The 14208-nt window shown below is 68.1% G+C and carries 10 protein-coding genes and 4 tRNA genes; 11 read left to right on the top strand and 3 right to left on the bottom strand.

The window, feature by feature from the left end; genetic code table 11:
* Positions 1–15: 15 nt before the first annotated feature.
* From RF646_RS04985 to RF646_RS04945, 9 genes are all read left to right on the top strand, one after another.
* Positions 16–3675 (top strand): DNA polymerase III subunit alpha, encoded by a 3660-nt coding sequence (locus RF646_RS04985; RefSeq protein WP_368835370.1) that lies wholly within the window; start codon positions 16–18, stop codon positions 3673–3675.
* 173 nt (positions 3676–3848) lie between these two features.
* The gene (locus tag RF646_RS04980) at positions 3849–5063 is read left to right on the top strand and encodes a metallophosphoesterase family protein (protein ID WP_368835369.1); all 1215 of its coding nucleotides are present in this window, start codon (positions 3849–3851) and stop codon (positions 5061–5063) included.
* A gap of 178 nt (positions 5064–5241) precedes the next feature.
* Positions 5242–6312: an App1 family protein gene (locus tag RF646_RS04975; RefSeq protein ID WP_368835368.1), complete on the top strand. Its 1071-nt coding sequence runs from the start codon at positions 5242–5244 to the stop codon at positions 6310–6312.
* A gap of 89 nt (positions 6313–6401) precedes the next feature.
* Complete coding sequence (locus tag RF646_RS04970) at positions 6402–7445, top strand: NAD(P)H-binding protein (protein ID WP_368835367.1); 1044 nt, start codon at positions 6402–6404, stop codon at positions 7443–7445.
* 108 nt (positions 7446–7553) lie between these two features.
* Positions 7554–7790: a glutaredoxin-like protein NrdH gene (nrdH, locus tag RF646_RS04965; RefSeq protein ID WP_035962144.1), complete on the top strand. Its 237-nt coding sequence runs from the start codon at positions 7554–7556 to the stop codon at positions 7788–7790.
* A gap of 127 nt (positions 7791–7917) precedes the next feature.
* Positions 7918–8412 (top strand): class Ib ribonucleoside-diphosphate reductase assembly flavoprotein NrdI, encoded by a 495-nt coding sequence (gene nrdI / locus RF646_RS04960; protein WP_064846809.1) that lies wholly within the window; start codon positions 7918–7920, stop codon positions 8410–8412.
* The gene (gene nrdE / locus RF646_RS04955; RefSeq protein WP_368835366.1) at positions 8409–10568 is read left to right on the top strand and encodes a class 1b ribonucleoside-diphosphate reductase subunit alpha; all 2160 of its coding nucleotides are present in this window, start codon (positions 8409–8411) and stop codon (positions 10566–10568) included. Before nrdI ends, nrdE begins: the two co-directional genes overlap by 4 nt.
* Before the next feature lie 186 nt (positions 10569–10754).
* Complete coding sequence (locus tag RF646_RS04950; protein ID WP_368835365.1) at positions 10755–11726, top strand: ornithine cyclodeaminase family protein; 972 nt, start codon at positions 10755–10757, stop codon at positions 11724–11726.
* A gap of 227 nt (positions 11727–11953) precedes the next feature.
* Entirely contained in the window at positions 11954–12331 is a 378-nt protein-coding gene (locus tag RF646_RS04945) for a MerR family transcriptional regulator (protein WP_368835364.1), read from the top strand.
* Positions 12332–12442: 111 nt separating this feature from the next.
* Here RF646_RS04945 and RF646_RS04940 read toward each other — a convergent pair.
* The 3 genes from RF646_RS04940 to RF646_RS04930 all read right to left on the bottom strand — a co-directional run bounded on the left by RF646_RS04940 (position 12443) and on the right by RF646_RS04930 (position 12755).
* Positions 12443–12517: transfer RNA gene (locus RF646_RS04940), tRNA-Val, on the bottom strand.
* Positions 12518–12553: 36 nt separating this feature from the next.
* Positions 12554–12624, bottom strand: a tRNA-Cys gene (locus tag RF646_RS04935).
* A gap of 58 nt (positions 12625–12682) precedes the next feature.
* Positions 12683–12755: transfer RNA gene (locus RF646_RS04930), tRNA-Gly, on the bottom strand.
* 243 nt (positions 12756–12998) lie between these two features.
* On the opposite strand from RF646_RS04930, the gene RF646_RS04925 reads away from it, so the two are divergent.
* A tRNA-Val gene (locus RF646_RS04925) sits at positions 12999–13070 on the top strand.
* A 179-nt stretch (positions 13071–13249) separates the two neighbouring features.
* On the top strand, positions 13250–14170 hold the full coding sequence (locus RF646_RS04920) for a cytochrome (protein WP_368835363.1): 921 nt from the start codon (positions 13250–13252) through the stop codon (positions 14168–14170).
* The last annotated feature ends 38 nt before the right edge of the window (positions 14171–14208 follow it).

Here is a 14208-nt window from a genome sequence, read left to right as displayed (position 1 = left end):
AATAAAGTTTCGAATATGGGCATGTGGTTCCCCCATCTTCACGTGGCCTCGGCCTTCAGTGCGCACTACGGTGTGGCGCGTCCGGAAGAACTCGCCCGGGCGGCCGCGTCCCAGGGAGCACAGGTCCTCGCGTGCACGGACCGGGACGGCCTCTACGGTGCCGTCAAACACGTGCTGGCATGCCGCGCGCACGGTCTCGCTCCCGTCCTGGGTGTGGACATCGCCCTGCTGCGGACCCCGCGCGCCGGCGCGGGAGGCGCGCAGGGCCGGGTGGCCGGGCAGAATCGGGCGGCCGGACAGCGACGTCGTCCGGCGGCACCCGTGGTGATCGGCCGGGCGGTGGTCCTGGCCACGGGACGCAACGGGGGAGCCGGGTACGCGGCCCTGTGCCGGGTGGTCTCCGCCGCCCACCGGGCTCATGACCGGCACGCGGCCCACCCCATCGGACTCAGCGCGGAGCAGTTGGAGCGGCACGTGCATCGTGCGGCGCGCCACGGTGATCCCGGGCTCGTGGTGCTGCTCGGCCCGGACTCGGACGTGGGTCGGCTGCTCGTGGGACGGCACTACCACGCGGCGCGCACCGCGCTGAACCGATGGCGTCACGCGCTGCCCGCGGGGACCCTCGTGGTGGAGACGGTGACCCACCTGGCGCCCCAGGGTGCGCCCCTGAGCATGGGGCACGCGGTGCGGATGTTCCAGATCGGGCGGCAGGCGCAGCTGCCCGTGGTGCTCAGCAACGCCGTGCGCTACGCCCACCCGGGGCAGGCCGTGACCGCGGACGTCCTGGACGCCGCCCGGACCTTGATGTCCCTCGACGAACTGGCCGGGGCGGATCGCGGTGTGCTGCAACCCAACGGGCAGGGCTGGCTCAAGGACGGTGACGAGATGAGTCTGCTGGCCCGGGAGATCGCCCTCGCCGCGGACCACGGTCAGGCGGGACACGGCGCGCTGCTCGCGGACACCCACCACCTGGCCCAGCGCTGCCGTCTGGATCCGGAGGGGGATCTCGGGGTGGACCGTCCGGTGATCCCGGAGGCCTCGGTGATCGGGGTGAGCGGTGACCCGGACCGGGAACTGGCCCAGCGTTGCTACGCGGGACTCGCCCGGTTGCATGCCGGCGAGGACTGGGACCGCACCGTGCCCGGACTCAACCGGGAGTCCCTGCGCGGACGGTTGGAACGGGAACTCGCGGTGATCGCCCAGCTCGGCTTCGCCGGGTACTTCCTGACCGTGGGGGAGGTCTCGGAACTGATGAGCGGCATGGGTGTGCGTCACGCCGCCCGCGGTTCCGGGGTCTCGTCCCTGGTGGTCCACCTGTTGGGGATCTCACCGGCGGATCCGCTCGAGTACGACCTCGTCTTCGAGCGCTTCCTCTCCCCGCTGCGCCCCAGCCTGCCGGACATCGACATCGACATGGAGAGCGCGCAACGCCACGCCGTCTACCACCGGATCTTCGAACGCTTCGGCCCCCGCCGCGTCACGCTCATGAGCATGCAGAACGCCTACCGCTCCCGCGGGGCCGTGCGGGACGCCGGACTGGCACTGGGGCTCGAGGCCCAGGAGGTGGACCACGTGGCCACCCAGTTGTGGCGCGTGCCCGGGGGCACCCTGCGGGAGGAGATCGCACGCCGGCCCGAACTCGCCCCGCTCGCGCAGCGGCTGCGCAACAACCGGCAGTTGGACCTGCTCGTGGACCTCACCGAACGTCTCGACCGACTACCCCGGCACATCTCCATGCATCCGTGCGGGGTGATCCTCTCCGACACCACCCTGTTGCAGCGCACCCCCGTGCAGGCCAGCGGGATCGGGCTGCCCATGTCCCAGTACGACAAGCACGACATGGACCCCATGGGGCTGATCAAACTCGACATCCTGGGCGTGCGCATGCAGTCCACCCTGGCCCACGCCGTGGAGGAGATCACCCGGTTGCGACCCCACGAACCCCCGCCCAGCCTCGACACCATGCCCCGGGACGACCCCGACACCTTCCGGCTGATCAGCTCCACCCACACCCTGGGGTGCTTCCAGATCGAGTCCCCCGGGCAGCGGGAACTGATCGGGACCATGGGACCGGAGGAGTTCAACGACCTCGTCGTGGACATCTCCCTGTTCCGCCCCGGGCCCATGCAGGCCGCCATGGTCCGGCCCTACCTCAACGCCCGCCACGGCTGGTCCACGCCCACCTACCCCCACCCGGACCTCCAGGAGATCCTCGCCGAGACCCGCGGGGTGGCCGTCTACCACGAACAGATCATGCGCATCATGGACCGGATGACCGGGTGTGGTCTGGCCCGCGCGGACATCTGGCGGCGACTGCTCGGCTCTGCCTCGGAGGAGCCCGTGGAAACCGCTTTCCGCGACGGCGCCCGCGCTCAAGGCTACGCCCCGGACGTGATCGACACGGTGTGGGGGATCCTGCACGCGTTCGGCAGTTTCGGTTTCTGCAAGGCCCACGCGGTGGCCTTCGCGGTGCCCACCTATCAGTCGGCGTGGTTGAAGACCCATCACCCGGAGGCGTTCATGGCCGGGGTGTGGGAACATGACCCCGGGATGTACCCCGCCCGCCTGCTCGTGGGGGAGGCCCGCCGCATGGGGATCCCCGTGCTGGGCCCGGACGTCAACCTCAGCACGGACCACCACCGGGTGGAGTCGGTCACGCCGCGGCCAGGGACCGTGGTCTCGGGGGACCTGGACCGGGGGATCCCCCACACCCAGGACGGTGCGTGGGGGATCCGCATGTCCCTGGGTTCCATCACGGGGATCAGCGCCGCGGAGATCGAACGTCTCGTGGCCGCCCAGCCCTACAGCACCCTCGCCGAACTGCGGGTGCGCGCCCGGCCCACCCGGCGCACGCTGCAACGGCTCGCGGAGGCGGGCGCCCTGGACTCCCTGTTGCACCGCGCCGAGACGCGGGCCTCCCACACGGACATGGTCCACTTCCTGCGGGAACAGGCGGATCGGCCCGCGACCGGGCGCGGGACCTCGGCCCGTGCGCAGCCCGGGGAGGGGCAGCTGGCCCTGCCCCTCGGGGACGTGGACCTGGCCGCCCTTCCGGCGCGGCTGCCTGAACCGAGCACGGGGGAGCGGGTCAAAGCGGAGATGGACACCATGCGCATCGAGGTCAGCGCCCACCTCATGGACTCGCACGGTGAGCTCATGCGTTCCTACGGGGCCACCCGGGCCGAGGACCTGTTGGGGTTGCGCAACGGCACCGAGGTGATCGTAGCTGGCGTGCGGGTCTCCACCATGACCCCGCCCATGCGCAGCGGCAAACGCGTGGTCTTCATCTCCTTGGACGACGGCTCCGGGGCCGTGGACTGCACGTTCTTCGACGAGGCCCAGGCCGCCTCCGGTGAGGTACTGTTCGCCCCCACGCTGCTGTTGGTCCACGGCCACACGCGCCGCACGGGCCCGCGGGGGATCGGGATCCAGGCGGCCCAGGCGTGGGACCTCTCCCGCCCGGAGACCCTCCCGGATCCCCGGTCCCTGCTGGGTTCGCGGCCCACACCGTCCCGTCCGCCGCGACCGGAGTCCGCTGAGGGCCCCGGACGACGCCGCAGCCACGGCCCCGAACGGCCCGGTGCCTCCCGGGGCCGCGCTCCCCAGGGGGACAGCGCCGCCGCCGGTGCGCACCCCCGCACCAGAACGGAGGTGGAACCCCAGGTCAGAAGGTGAATAACCGGCGCGCGGCTCGTGCCCCATGGGACACCGGGGCGCCACGTGGCCGTAACGCGGTGACCCTAGCGTGTGACTCACCCACCGCCCGTCGCGGTCGGATGCTCACCGCCCGTAGTAGCCGGACCCCCTCCGCCCGCAGCGGTCGGAACCCTTCGCACCAGGAGCACCACATGACCGAAAACACCTCACGTCCCTCGCGCCGGAACCTGATCACCGGAGGCAGCGCCATCGCGGCCGCCGGTGTGCTCGCCGCCGCGCCGTCGACCGCCCACGCGGCACCGGCGCTTGTGACCCAGCACGGCCACGGTCACAGTCGGATGCCCCTCTCCTTCGGGCGCAACGGCAGGTTCAAGATCGTCCAGTTCAACGACACCCAGGACGGCCCGCGCGCCGACCGGCGCACCATCGAGCTCATGAACAAGGTGCTGGACCGGGAGAAGCCCCAGTTCGTGCTGATCAACGGGGACGTGATCGACGGTTCCCCGCGCACCGACCGCGAGGTCAAGCAGGCCGTGAACAACGTGGTGCTGCCCATGGAGTCCCGGGGCATCAAGTGGGCGGTGACATTCGGCAACCACGACGAGGACTCCGCCGAGGAGCACGGCACCGGGATGCGTGAACCGCAGTTGGTCGAGTTCGTGCGCCAGTACAAGCACAACCTCAACCCCGGGGACGACCAGAAGGTCTTCGGCTCGTCCAACGCCCAGCTGTTGATCCGCGGGTCCCGCGGCCACGCCCCCGCGTTTGCCGTGTGGTTGCTGGACTCCGGCCGGTACGCGGAGGAACGCCCCGGCGGGCAGGACCGTGAGGGTCTCATGGGCTACGACTGGATCCGTCCCCAGCAGATCCGCTGGTACAACGACCTCTCGGTGGAGACCGAGCGCCGTTACGGGAAGAAGATCCCGGGGCTCATGTACTTCCACATCCCCACGTGGGAGCACCACCACATGTGGTTCGGTCAGCAGTTCACTTCGGACGAGTCCGGGCACGCGGCCGCCGTGAAGCGTCACGGGATCGTGGGGGAGAAGCACGAGAACGTCTACACGGGCATGGTCAACTCGGGGATCTACGCCGCGGTCCTGGAACGCGGGGACGTCCTGGGCCTGTACTGCGGCCACGACCACATCAACACCTACATGGGCAACTACTTCGGGGTCGAACTGGGCTACGGCCCCGGCACGGGTTTCGGGACCTACGGGTTCAACGACGGCACCCGTGACGAGCACACCCTGCGCGGTGCCCGCGTGTTCGAGCTCGACGAGCGCACCAAGCGCGTCTACACCCGCACACGCCTGGTCTTCGCCAAGGACCTCGGGATCGACATGAGCCCCGAGACCCAGCCCATCGACCACCCCGAGCGCTTCCCGCGCTACGTGCGCGGCTGAGCCGCGGGCACCGGGGCCGGGCCCCGGGTCCGTCCTCGCGCCCGGGGCCCGACGCCCTGCCCGCAGCCCTGCCAGGGGTTCGACGGCACGGCCCCGCTCCACGACGCCGCGCGCCGTCGTCCGCGGCACGGTACGCCGCGACGTCGTGGGCCGGGAGTGCTGTGCAAAACTGTGAGGCATGGCGAAAAACAGTGGCGGAGGAGATCTGCTGCAGACCGTGGACCAGGTCACGGAAGAGGCGATCAACATCGCGTACCGCTTCGACCAGAAGCTGCAGCGATGGCGTCAGGGACGGGCCGTGCAGCGCGGGGACATCCCCACCATGCTCGCCTTCGACGGCTACGGCAGCCCCCGCTACGTGCGGGCCCTGGGGCGCGTGCTCCTCAAGACGCGCTTGCTGATCGAGGACGCCGACGACGCCGCGGAGTCGATCCGCGGGTGGCGTTCCTTCACGTCCGTGCCCTTCGCGTTCGCCCACGTCAACGTGTGGTTGGGCGAGCACGAGTTCCACCTCGTGGCGGACAAGGGCGGCGTGATCGACGTGGACCTCAAGGTCTCCATGACCCCCGGGGTGCACACCATTTACATGCAGGCCGAGGGCTCGGAGGTCACGGAGGCCAAGGTCACCGTGGTCTCGGACGAGCAGCACGTGGGGGTCGTGTGCGACGTGGACGACACCGTGATGGTCACCGCCCTGCCCCGCCCCATGCTCGCGGCCTGGAACTCGTTCGTGGCCAACGAGCACGCGCGCATCCCCACGCCGGGGATGTCCACCATGATGGACCGGCTGCGCCGCAGCCATCCGCACGCACCCTTCCTCTATCTCTCCACGGGGGCGTGGAACGTGGCGCCCACCCTGCGTCGGTTCCTCACGCGCAACGCGTACCCCGCCGGAGCGCTGCTGCTCACCGATTGGGGGCCCACCACGGAGCGCTGGTTCCGGTCTGGTTCCCAGCACAAGGTGCAGAACCTGCAGCGGCTGGCGCGCAACTTCCCCCACGTGCGGTGGATCCTGATCGGCGACGACGGTCAGCACGATCCGCAGATCTACTCGGGCTTCGCGCAGCGTCACCCGGACTCGGTGGCCGCCATCGTGATCCGCAACCTCTCACCCACCGAGGCCGTCCTGGCCGCGGGCACCCGCGCCTCGGAGGGCCATCACGTGACCGTTCCGGAGGGCACGCTGTGGATCGAGGCCAACGACGGCGCCTCCATCTCGGATCAGCTGAAGGACGCCGGGTTGCTCTGAACCCGCGCGGGCCACGGGGGCGCCCCGATCCTGGCACCCGTCGACCCGCCCCGAGCACATTGTCGGATGCACCCCCGAACGGAGGAACCATGGCACACACGACCCTCGGTATCACCGGCGCCACGGGACGCATCGGCGGGGCCGTCTCGCGCCGGCTCGAAGAACGCGGCGTCGCCCACCGGCTGCTCGTGCGTTCCCCGCACCGGGTCGCGTCCCACGTGGCCGCAGCGAACGGCCTGCTCGACGCCGCCACCATGGACTTCGCCGACCCGGACGGGGCCGCGGAGTCGATGGCGGGACTGGACACTGTGTTCCTGGTGTCCGCGTCCGAATCGGCGGATCGCAAGCAACAGCAACTGGCCATGGTCGAGGCGCTGTCCCGCGCGGGCGTGCGCCGGGTGGTCTACACGTCCTTCGCTGCACCCGCACCGGACGCGACCTTCACGTTCGCCCGCACCCACTACGCCACAGAGCAGGCCATCGAGCGCGCCGGTCTCGAGTACACCTTCCTACGGGACAACTTCTACCTGGACGTCTTCCCGGACTTCGTCAGTGCCGACCGCGTCCTGCGCGGGCCCGCCGGGGACGGGCGGGTCGCGGCGGTGGCCCGCGCCGACGTCGTCGACGCCGCGCTCGCGGTGCTGCTGGATCCGCGAGGGCACGAGCGCGCGGCCTACACCCTGACCGGTCCCAGTGCGCTCACCCTGGACGAAATGGCGCGGATCATGACCCGTGTGACGGGGCAGGACCACCGCTACGAGCCCGAGACCCCCGAGCAGGCCCGGGCGTCCCGCGCTGGCTACGACCCGAGCCGTGGCAGATGGAGGGCTGGCTCTCCACGTACACGGCGATCGCCTCGGGGGAGCTCTCGCGCGTCACGAACGACGTCCAGATGCTCACCGGGCACGCGCCCCGCTCTCTCGAGGACGTGCTGCGCGGCGCGTGAGACACGCTGTGCAAAAAAAATTTTCGTGACTTCCCCCGCCCGTCTTGTCCACATGGGCCCCGCGAGAACCGCGTGTTCTCAGGGCTCCCGGGCGCGGTCCCTGTGGACAACCCGGGGAAAAGACGACATCCCCCTGTGGATCACACGACCACATCATGTTGGGTCCTGTTCCGGCACACGACACTAGATGTAGTATTGACGTAGATCTTCAACCACCTGGCGCACCACCCGGATCCAGAGCCGAACGGCCCCGGAAGCGCCCGAAAATTGGTACTTCCCGCAAGGAGAATGGGCTATGTCTGTCACCGTGTATTCCAAGCCGTCGTGCGTCCAGTGCAACGCCACCTACCGTGCTCTCACCAAGAAGGGCATCGACTACACCGTCGTGGACGTCACCGAGGACACCGCCGCCTACGAGCACGTGGTGGGCCTGGGATACCAGCAGGTCCCCGTCGTGGAGACCGCCACCGAGCACTGGTCCGGCTTCCGCCCGGACAAGATCAACTCGCTGGCCCTGCTGCGCTCCGCCTGAGTCGGAAACGGACGGGCCGCCGCGGGCGGCCCGGCACCACCCGGGCGAGTGGCCCCGAACCCCACCGCCAGCCCGCCCCCGGAATCACACGAATTGGTACGACCCCCCAGAATCGAAGTGACCCGGCATGAGTGCTCTCGCCACGGTTCTCGCCCAGGCGAAGGAGCGGGAACTCCATCGCACACCCGTCGTCGCGGGGGATGATGCACCCCTAGTGGTGTACTTCTCCTCCGTGACGCGCAACACGGACAGGTTCGTCACCAAACTCCCGGTGCGGTCCGTCCGGTTGCCCCTGAAGACCACCGAAACCGCTCCCCGCATTGACGAACCCTACGTGCTGGCAGTGCCCAGTTACGGGCGTCCCGGGGGAGCGGGATCGGTCCCACCGCAAGTCGTGAAGTTTCTCAACGATCCCGTCTCGCGCGCGCACCTGTTGGGGGTGCTCGGCGCGGGCAACACCAACTTCGGCCCCCTGTTCTGCGTCGCCGCGGAGAAGGTCGCAGCCAAGTGTCAGGTTCCCCTGCTCTACAAGTTCGAGCTCATGGGAACCGACGAGGACGTCGAGAAGGTTACCCAAGGATTGGACAAGTTTTGGCAAGCATCCATGCAACCCCGGGCGTGAGCGTCGAACCCGGTCACGAGGATCCCACCTGCCCCGAGAAGTACCGCGGGCTGGGCTACCACGAGCTCAACGCGCTGTTGAACCTCTACGACGCGGACGGCAAGATCCAGTTCGAGGCCGACCGCCAGGCCGCGCGACAGTACTTCCTGCAGCACGTGAACAAGAACACCGTGTTCTTCCACGACCTCGAGGAGAAGCTCAAGTACCTCGTGGACCACCAGTACTACGAGGCCGAGGTGCTCGAGAAGTACAGCTTCGAGTTCGTGAAGGCGCTGTCCAAGCAGGCCTACGGCTACAAGTTCCGGTTCCAGACCTTCCTGGGCGCGTTCAAGTTCTACACGTCATACACGCTCAAGACCTTCGATGGTCAGCGTTACCTGGAACGGTTCGAGGACCGCGTGGTCATGGTGTCCCTGTACCTCGCGGACGGGAACGAGGCCCTCGCGCAGCGGCTCGTGGCGGAGATCATCTCCGGGCGGTTCCAGCCGGCCACGCCCACGTTCCTCAACGCGGGCAAGAAGCAGCGCGGCGAGCTCGTCTCGTGCTTCCTGGTGCGCTTCGAGGACAACATGGAGTCGATCGGGCGCAACATCAACTCCGCGCTGCAGCTGTCCAAGCGCGGCGGTGGCGTGGCGTTCGCGCTGACCAACCTGCGCGAGTCCGGTGCGCCCATCAAGATGATCGAGAATCAGTCCTCCGGTGTCATCCCCGTGATGAAGCTGCTCGAGGACTCCTTCTCCTACGCCAATCAGCTGGGTGCCCGCCAGGGCGCCGGCGCGGTGTACTTGAACGCCCACCACCCGGACATCCTCAACTTCCTGGACACCAAGCGCGAGAACGCGGACGAGAAGATTCGCATCAAGACCCTCTCGCTGGGTGTGGTCATCCCGGACATCACGTTCGAGCTGGCCAAGAAGGACCAGGACATGTACCTGTTCTCCCCGTACGACGTGGAGAGGATCTACGGCGTGCCGTTCGCGGACGTCAACGTGAGCGAGAAGTACCACGAGATGGTGAACGACTCCCGCATCGCCAAGAAGAAGATCAACGCCCGCGAGTTCTTCCAGACCGTGGCGGAGGTGCAGTTCGAGTCCGGGTACCCGTACATCATGTTCGAGGACACGGTGAACCGCGCCAACCCCATCGACGGCAAGATCATCATGTCCAACCTGTGCTCCGAGATCCTCCAGGTCTCCGAGCCCTCCGTGTACAACGAGGACCTCACGTACGCGCAGGTGGGCAAGGACATCTCGTGCAACCTGGGGTCCATGAACATCGCCATGGCCATGGAGTCCCAGGACTTCGGCGCGAGCATCGAAATCGCGATCCGCGGTCTCACGGCGGTCTCGGACATGTCCAACATCGACTCGGTGCCCTCCATCCGGCGCGGCAACGAGATGTCCCACGCGGTGGGCCTGGGGCAGATGAACCTGCACGGGTACCTCGCCAAGGAGCACATCCACTACGGTTCGACCGAGGGCGTGGACTTCACCAACATGTATTTCTACGCGGTGACCTACCACGCGATCCGCGCGTCCAACCTGATCGCCAAGGAGCGCGGCGACTCCTTCGTGGGCTTCGAGAAGTCGGCCTACGCGAGCGGCACGTTCTTCGACAAGTACGTTGACGGCGTGTGGGAGCCCGCCACGCCGCGCGTCGCCGAGCTGTTCGAGCGGGCGGGCATCGCCCTGCCCACCGCGAACGACTGGCGTGAGCTGCGCGAGAAGGTCATGGCGGACGGGATGTACAACCAGAACCTGCAAGCGGTCCCGCCCACGGGGTCCATCTCGTACATCAACAACTCCACGTCCTCGATCCACCCGATCGCCTCGCGGATCGAGATCCGCAAGGAGGGCAAGCTCGGGCGTGTGTACTACCCGGCGCCGTTCATGGACAACGAGAACCTGGAGTACTTCCAGGACGCGTACGAGATCGGCTACGAGAAAATCATCGACACGTACGCCGCCGCGACCCAGCATGTGGACCAGGGCCTGTCCCTCACGCTGTTCTTCAAGGACACCGCCACCACGCGCGACATCAACCGCGCGCAGATCTACGCGTGGCGGAAGGGCATCAAGACCATGTACTACTCGCGCATCCGCCAGCTGGCGCTCGAGGGTACCGAGGTCGAGGGCTGCGTCTCCTGCATGTTGTGATCCCCGCCGTCTCCTGACGGCACCGCGTCGGCGACGACGCCGCTCCCGCCCCGCCCGGGTCTCTTACCCGGGTGGGGCGGGAGTTTTTCCCTGAAGTCCGGTCCTGGTCGGGGATATGCTGACGGAACAGTCGAGACAGTGAATCGGCCAATGCCGGAGCACCGCATCCCTGGGAGGAACCGCATCATGACCACCGAGGGATCGACCCCCCAGGAGCAGTGCTCGACAGGAATCCAGGGTGCACCCGCGTGGTACACCGAGGAACAGATCGTGCGGGCGGTTCCCGCCGAGCGTGCACGTCGGCTTCTCGAAGCCACGCTGCGTTCCGGATTCCGCCCGGAAGATGACCCCGCGCGCAGCAATGTCCCCGCCGGCGAGGGCCATCTGCTGTTGATGCCGTCGGTCATTGGTGACTGGGCAGGCATCAAGGTCGCATCGGTCTCGCCCGGGAATCCCGAACGCGATCTGCCCCGCATCCAGGCCACCTACATGCTCATGGACTCAGCCACCCTGAGTCTTCGAGCTCTGCTGGAAGGCAACGTCCTCACCACCCTGCGGACCCCCGCGATCTCGGCCGTGGCCACCGACTACCTGGCCCCGAAGGAGGCGACCAAGCTCGTGGTGTTCGGCACGGGGCCGCAGGCGCTCGCCCACATCGCGGCATTCGCCGAGATTCGCTCGTTCACGGAGGTGGTGGTGTGCGGCCGGACGCCGCGCAAGGTGGACGCCGCCGTCGACTATGCCCGCACGCTAAGTCTCGCGGCCCGATCGGGGGACGCGAGCGAGGTGCGCGACGCGGACGTGGTGGTGTGCACGACGTCGGCGGCGGAGCCCCTCTTCGACGGTGCCCTGGTGCCGGACACCGCGTGCGTCGTGGCCATGGGATCCCACGAGCCACAGTTCCGCGAGCTTGATTCCGCGCTCATGGGTCGCGCCCAGGTGGTCGTGGAGGACCGGGCCACCGCCATGCGTGAAGCCGGGGACGTGATCCAGGCCGTGGCCGACAGTTCATTACACGAGGATTCACTCGTGGACCTCGCGGACGTCGTCACGGGCGCGGTGGCCCCTGATGAGACGCGGCCCCGCGTGTTCAAGTGTGTGGGCATGAGCTGGCAGGACCTGGTCGTGGCCGTGGGGGTGGTCGATCCGAACGCGTGACAAGAGAGCGGGCGTCGTGGCCATGGGATCCCACGAGCATGTTCCGCCGGTGCATTCGGACGTCGCCGTGCAGGATCCCCCACATGGCCAACCCCACCGACAAGAGCGTGAACGCGGCGAGTCCGTGCAGCCACGTCAGGCCGTGGGGGTGGATGAAGGTTGTGGTATCCAGCGCGCCGTCAGGACTGTTGACGCGTCGACGACTATCCGAGGGGGTTGCGTCATGCATGCTCCATGCTCTGGCCGAGGTCAGCAACACCACCACGGCCAGCATCAAGTTCTACCGTCGGGAGGGACTGTTGCCCGCCGGTACCAGGCTCACCGCCACGCGGCAGGACTACGATCACGGTCACGTGGAATGCCTGCAGCTCATCCGGGTACTGCGGGAGGAGGCCGGTGCCACGATCCCCGACATCCGTGCGCTGGTCACCGTGATCGACGATCCGCGGCGGCCCCTCGTGGACGCCCTCGAAATCGCCCAGGCGCTCGGTGAGCTGTTGGAGGGCATGCGGGCCACTGGGTCACCCGTGGACCGGGGGAGACGCCGTCCTGGGACGTCATCGTGGCCCGCGCGGTGCGGGGAATGGTCTCTTACAATCGGCTGACCCGGGTGCTGCGGGTTCTGGGCCATGTCTCCCACTCGGTGCGCGCCGCCGGGTCGTAGGTCAGCGGTGGCACGCGAAAGGCCCCGGAAAGTAGTGTTCCGGGGCCTTGTCTGGTGCGCGATACTGGGATCGAACCAGTGACCTCTTCCGTGTCAGGGAAGCGCGCTACCGCTGCGCCAATCGCGCTCAATGTTCATCATATTGAACGAGGTGGTTGCACCGAGGTGGAGACGGGATTCGAACCCGCGTAGACGGCTTTGCAGGCCGCTGCCTAACCACTCGGCCACCCCACCGGGGACCAGATCCTTGAAAGGACAAGGTCTCAGGTCTCGACCAGGGTCGAAAACTGCGAGCGGACGACGGGAGTCGAACCCGCGACCCTCACCATGGCAAGGTGATGCTCTACCAGCTGAGCTACGTCCGCATTGTCGGTCGATCGAGGTCCTGGAAATCAGTACTCCGTTCTTCCGAGCGGAAACTTTATCACAAGACTTCATGCCCTTCAGTGTTTGTCCATCCGGGGTGTTGCCACCGAATGACTCCGCTTTCGGGGCGTTGCCAACGAGCAAGAACATTACCCACCGGAACGGGTCCGGGCAAATCGATCGCGGAGGCCGAGGAATTTGCCGTTCCCGGACGAAGTGTTCTAGAGTCTTCAACGTTGCAAGCGCGATTGGCGCAGCGGTAGCGCGCTTCGTTCACACCGAAGAGGTCACTGGTTCGATCCCAGTATCGCGCACGGTAACGAGGAACCCGGTCCCGGGAGGGGCCGGGTTCTTTCGCGTCCAAGGCCGATCGGACCGGTCGGTCCGGCCCCGGCCGCGTGAGGTCCGGCTCCTGGACGGACGTCCGAGCCCGCTCCGCCCGGGTGAGTCGGTGATCGTTGTCCGTGTCTGGACCCCTTCCTACGCTGAGCCCATGACTCAACCCCGCTTGGCCCAGCAGACCGCCACCGGCCGGATGTACGCCCGGAGTGAGGGCGGGGACCTCGAGGTCCCCTCCATCACCACGGTCATCGGGTGCGAGGCCAACGACCTCGGGGGCTGGTACGCCTACACCGCAGCGCAGGCCCTGGCCACGGATCCCCAGTTGCCGGACGCGCTCCGGGACACGCGGCGTCGTCGTTCGCTCGTGAACCACGCGGCCAAGGCGGCGGAGCGACACCGGGACCACGCGGCGCAGCGCGGTGACCGCGTACACGACTACTGCGAGCAGCTCGCGCTGCGGGCCATGGGCCGCGACCACGAGGTGGACCGGGCCCGGGACACGCTCGCAGAACACCATGAGACCCGATTCGCGGACAGTGCGGACCAATGGTGGCAGTTGTTCCGCCCCGAACCGCTGGCCGCGGAGATCACGGTATGGAACTCCACGGTGGGCTACGCCGGCACTTTGGATCTCGTGGCACGCATCGGCGGCAAGGTGTGTCTGATCGATTACAAGACCCGCGGGACCGACCGCGCCGGGCGGGTCAAGGCCCCGGACCCCAAGGTGGTGACCCAGTTGGTGGCCGGGCTCAAGGCCGAGGAATCCCTCGTGGACGCTACGGCGGGGGAGTGGGAACCGTGGCGCTACCGGGACGCGGATGTCTTGATGGCCGTGGCGATCGGTGAGACCGAGGCGCTCACCGTGCAGGCCGCGCCCGAGCACCTCCCCGTGCACTGGTACAAGTTCTGCGCCCTGGCCAAGGTGTGGGCGCGCAATTCCCAATTGGCCACCGCCGGGGCGCAACTGCGTAGCATCGCGCCCCCGCCCCTGGATTCCTCCCCCACGGGTCGCGTGGCGGGCGGCACGCAGGTCGTGACGGCCGAGACGGTCGCGGGCCCCGCCGTAGACTGACAGGCACACCCCGTCCCACGACCCCCATGAGGAGTGCA

This window comes from Kocuria sp. CPCC 205261 (assembly GCF_040981025.1).
GTDB lineage: Bacteria > Actinomycetota > Actinomycetes > Actinomycetales > Micrococcaceae > Kocuria > Kocuria marina.
Note: the sequence above shows the minus strand (reverse complement) of the source record. Positions and strands in the feature narration are given on the sequence as shown.

Bases quoted from the DNA above. Each gene is read 5' to 3' on its own strand.
- RF646_RS04985 (WP_368835370.1), top strand. From the start codon at position 16: ATGGGCATGTGGTTCCCCCATCTTCACGTGGCCTCGGCCTTCAGTGCG.
- RF646_RS04980 (WP_368835369.1), top strand. From the start codon at position 3,849: ATGACCGAAAACACCTCACGTCCCTCGCGCCGGAACCTGATCACCGGA.
- RF646_RS04975 (WP_368835368.1), top strand. From the start codon at position 5,242: ATGGCGAAAAACAGTGGCGGAGGAGATCTGCTGCAGACCGTGGACCAG.
- RF646_RS04970 (WP_368835367.1), top strand. From the start codon at position 6,402: ATGGCACACACGACCCTCGGTATCACCGGCGCCACGGGACGCATCGGC.
- nrdH (WP_035962144.1), top strand. From the start codon at position 7,554: ATGTCTGTCACCGTGTATTCCAAGCCGTCGTGCGTCCAGTGCAACGCC.
- nrdI (WP_064846809.1), top strand. From the start codon at position 7,918: ATGAGTGCTCTCGCCACGGTTCTCGCCCAGGCGAAGGAGCGGGAACTC.
- RF646_RS04950 (WP_368835365.1), top strand. From the start codon at position 10,755: ATGACCACCGAGGGATCGACCCCCCAGGAGCAGTGCTCGACAGGAATC.
- RF646_RS04945 (WP_368835364.1), top strand. From the start codon at position 11,954: ATGCTCCATGCTCTGGCCGAGGTCAGCAACACCACCACGGCCAGCATC.
- RF646_RS04920 (WP_368835363.1), top strand. From the start codon at position 13,250: ATGACTCAACCCCGCTTGGCCCAGCAGACCGCCACCGGCCGGATGTAC.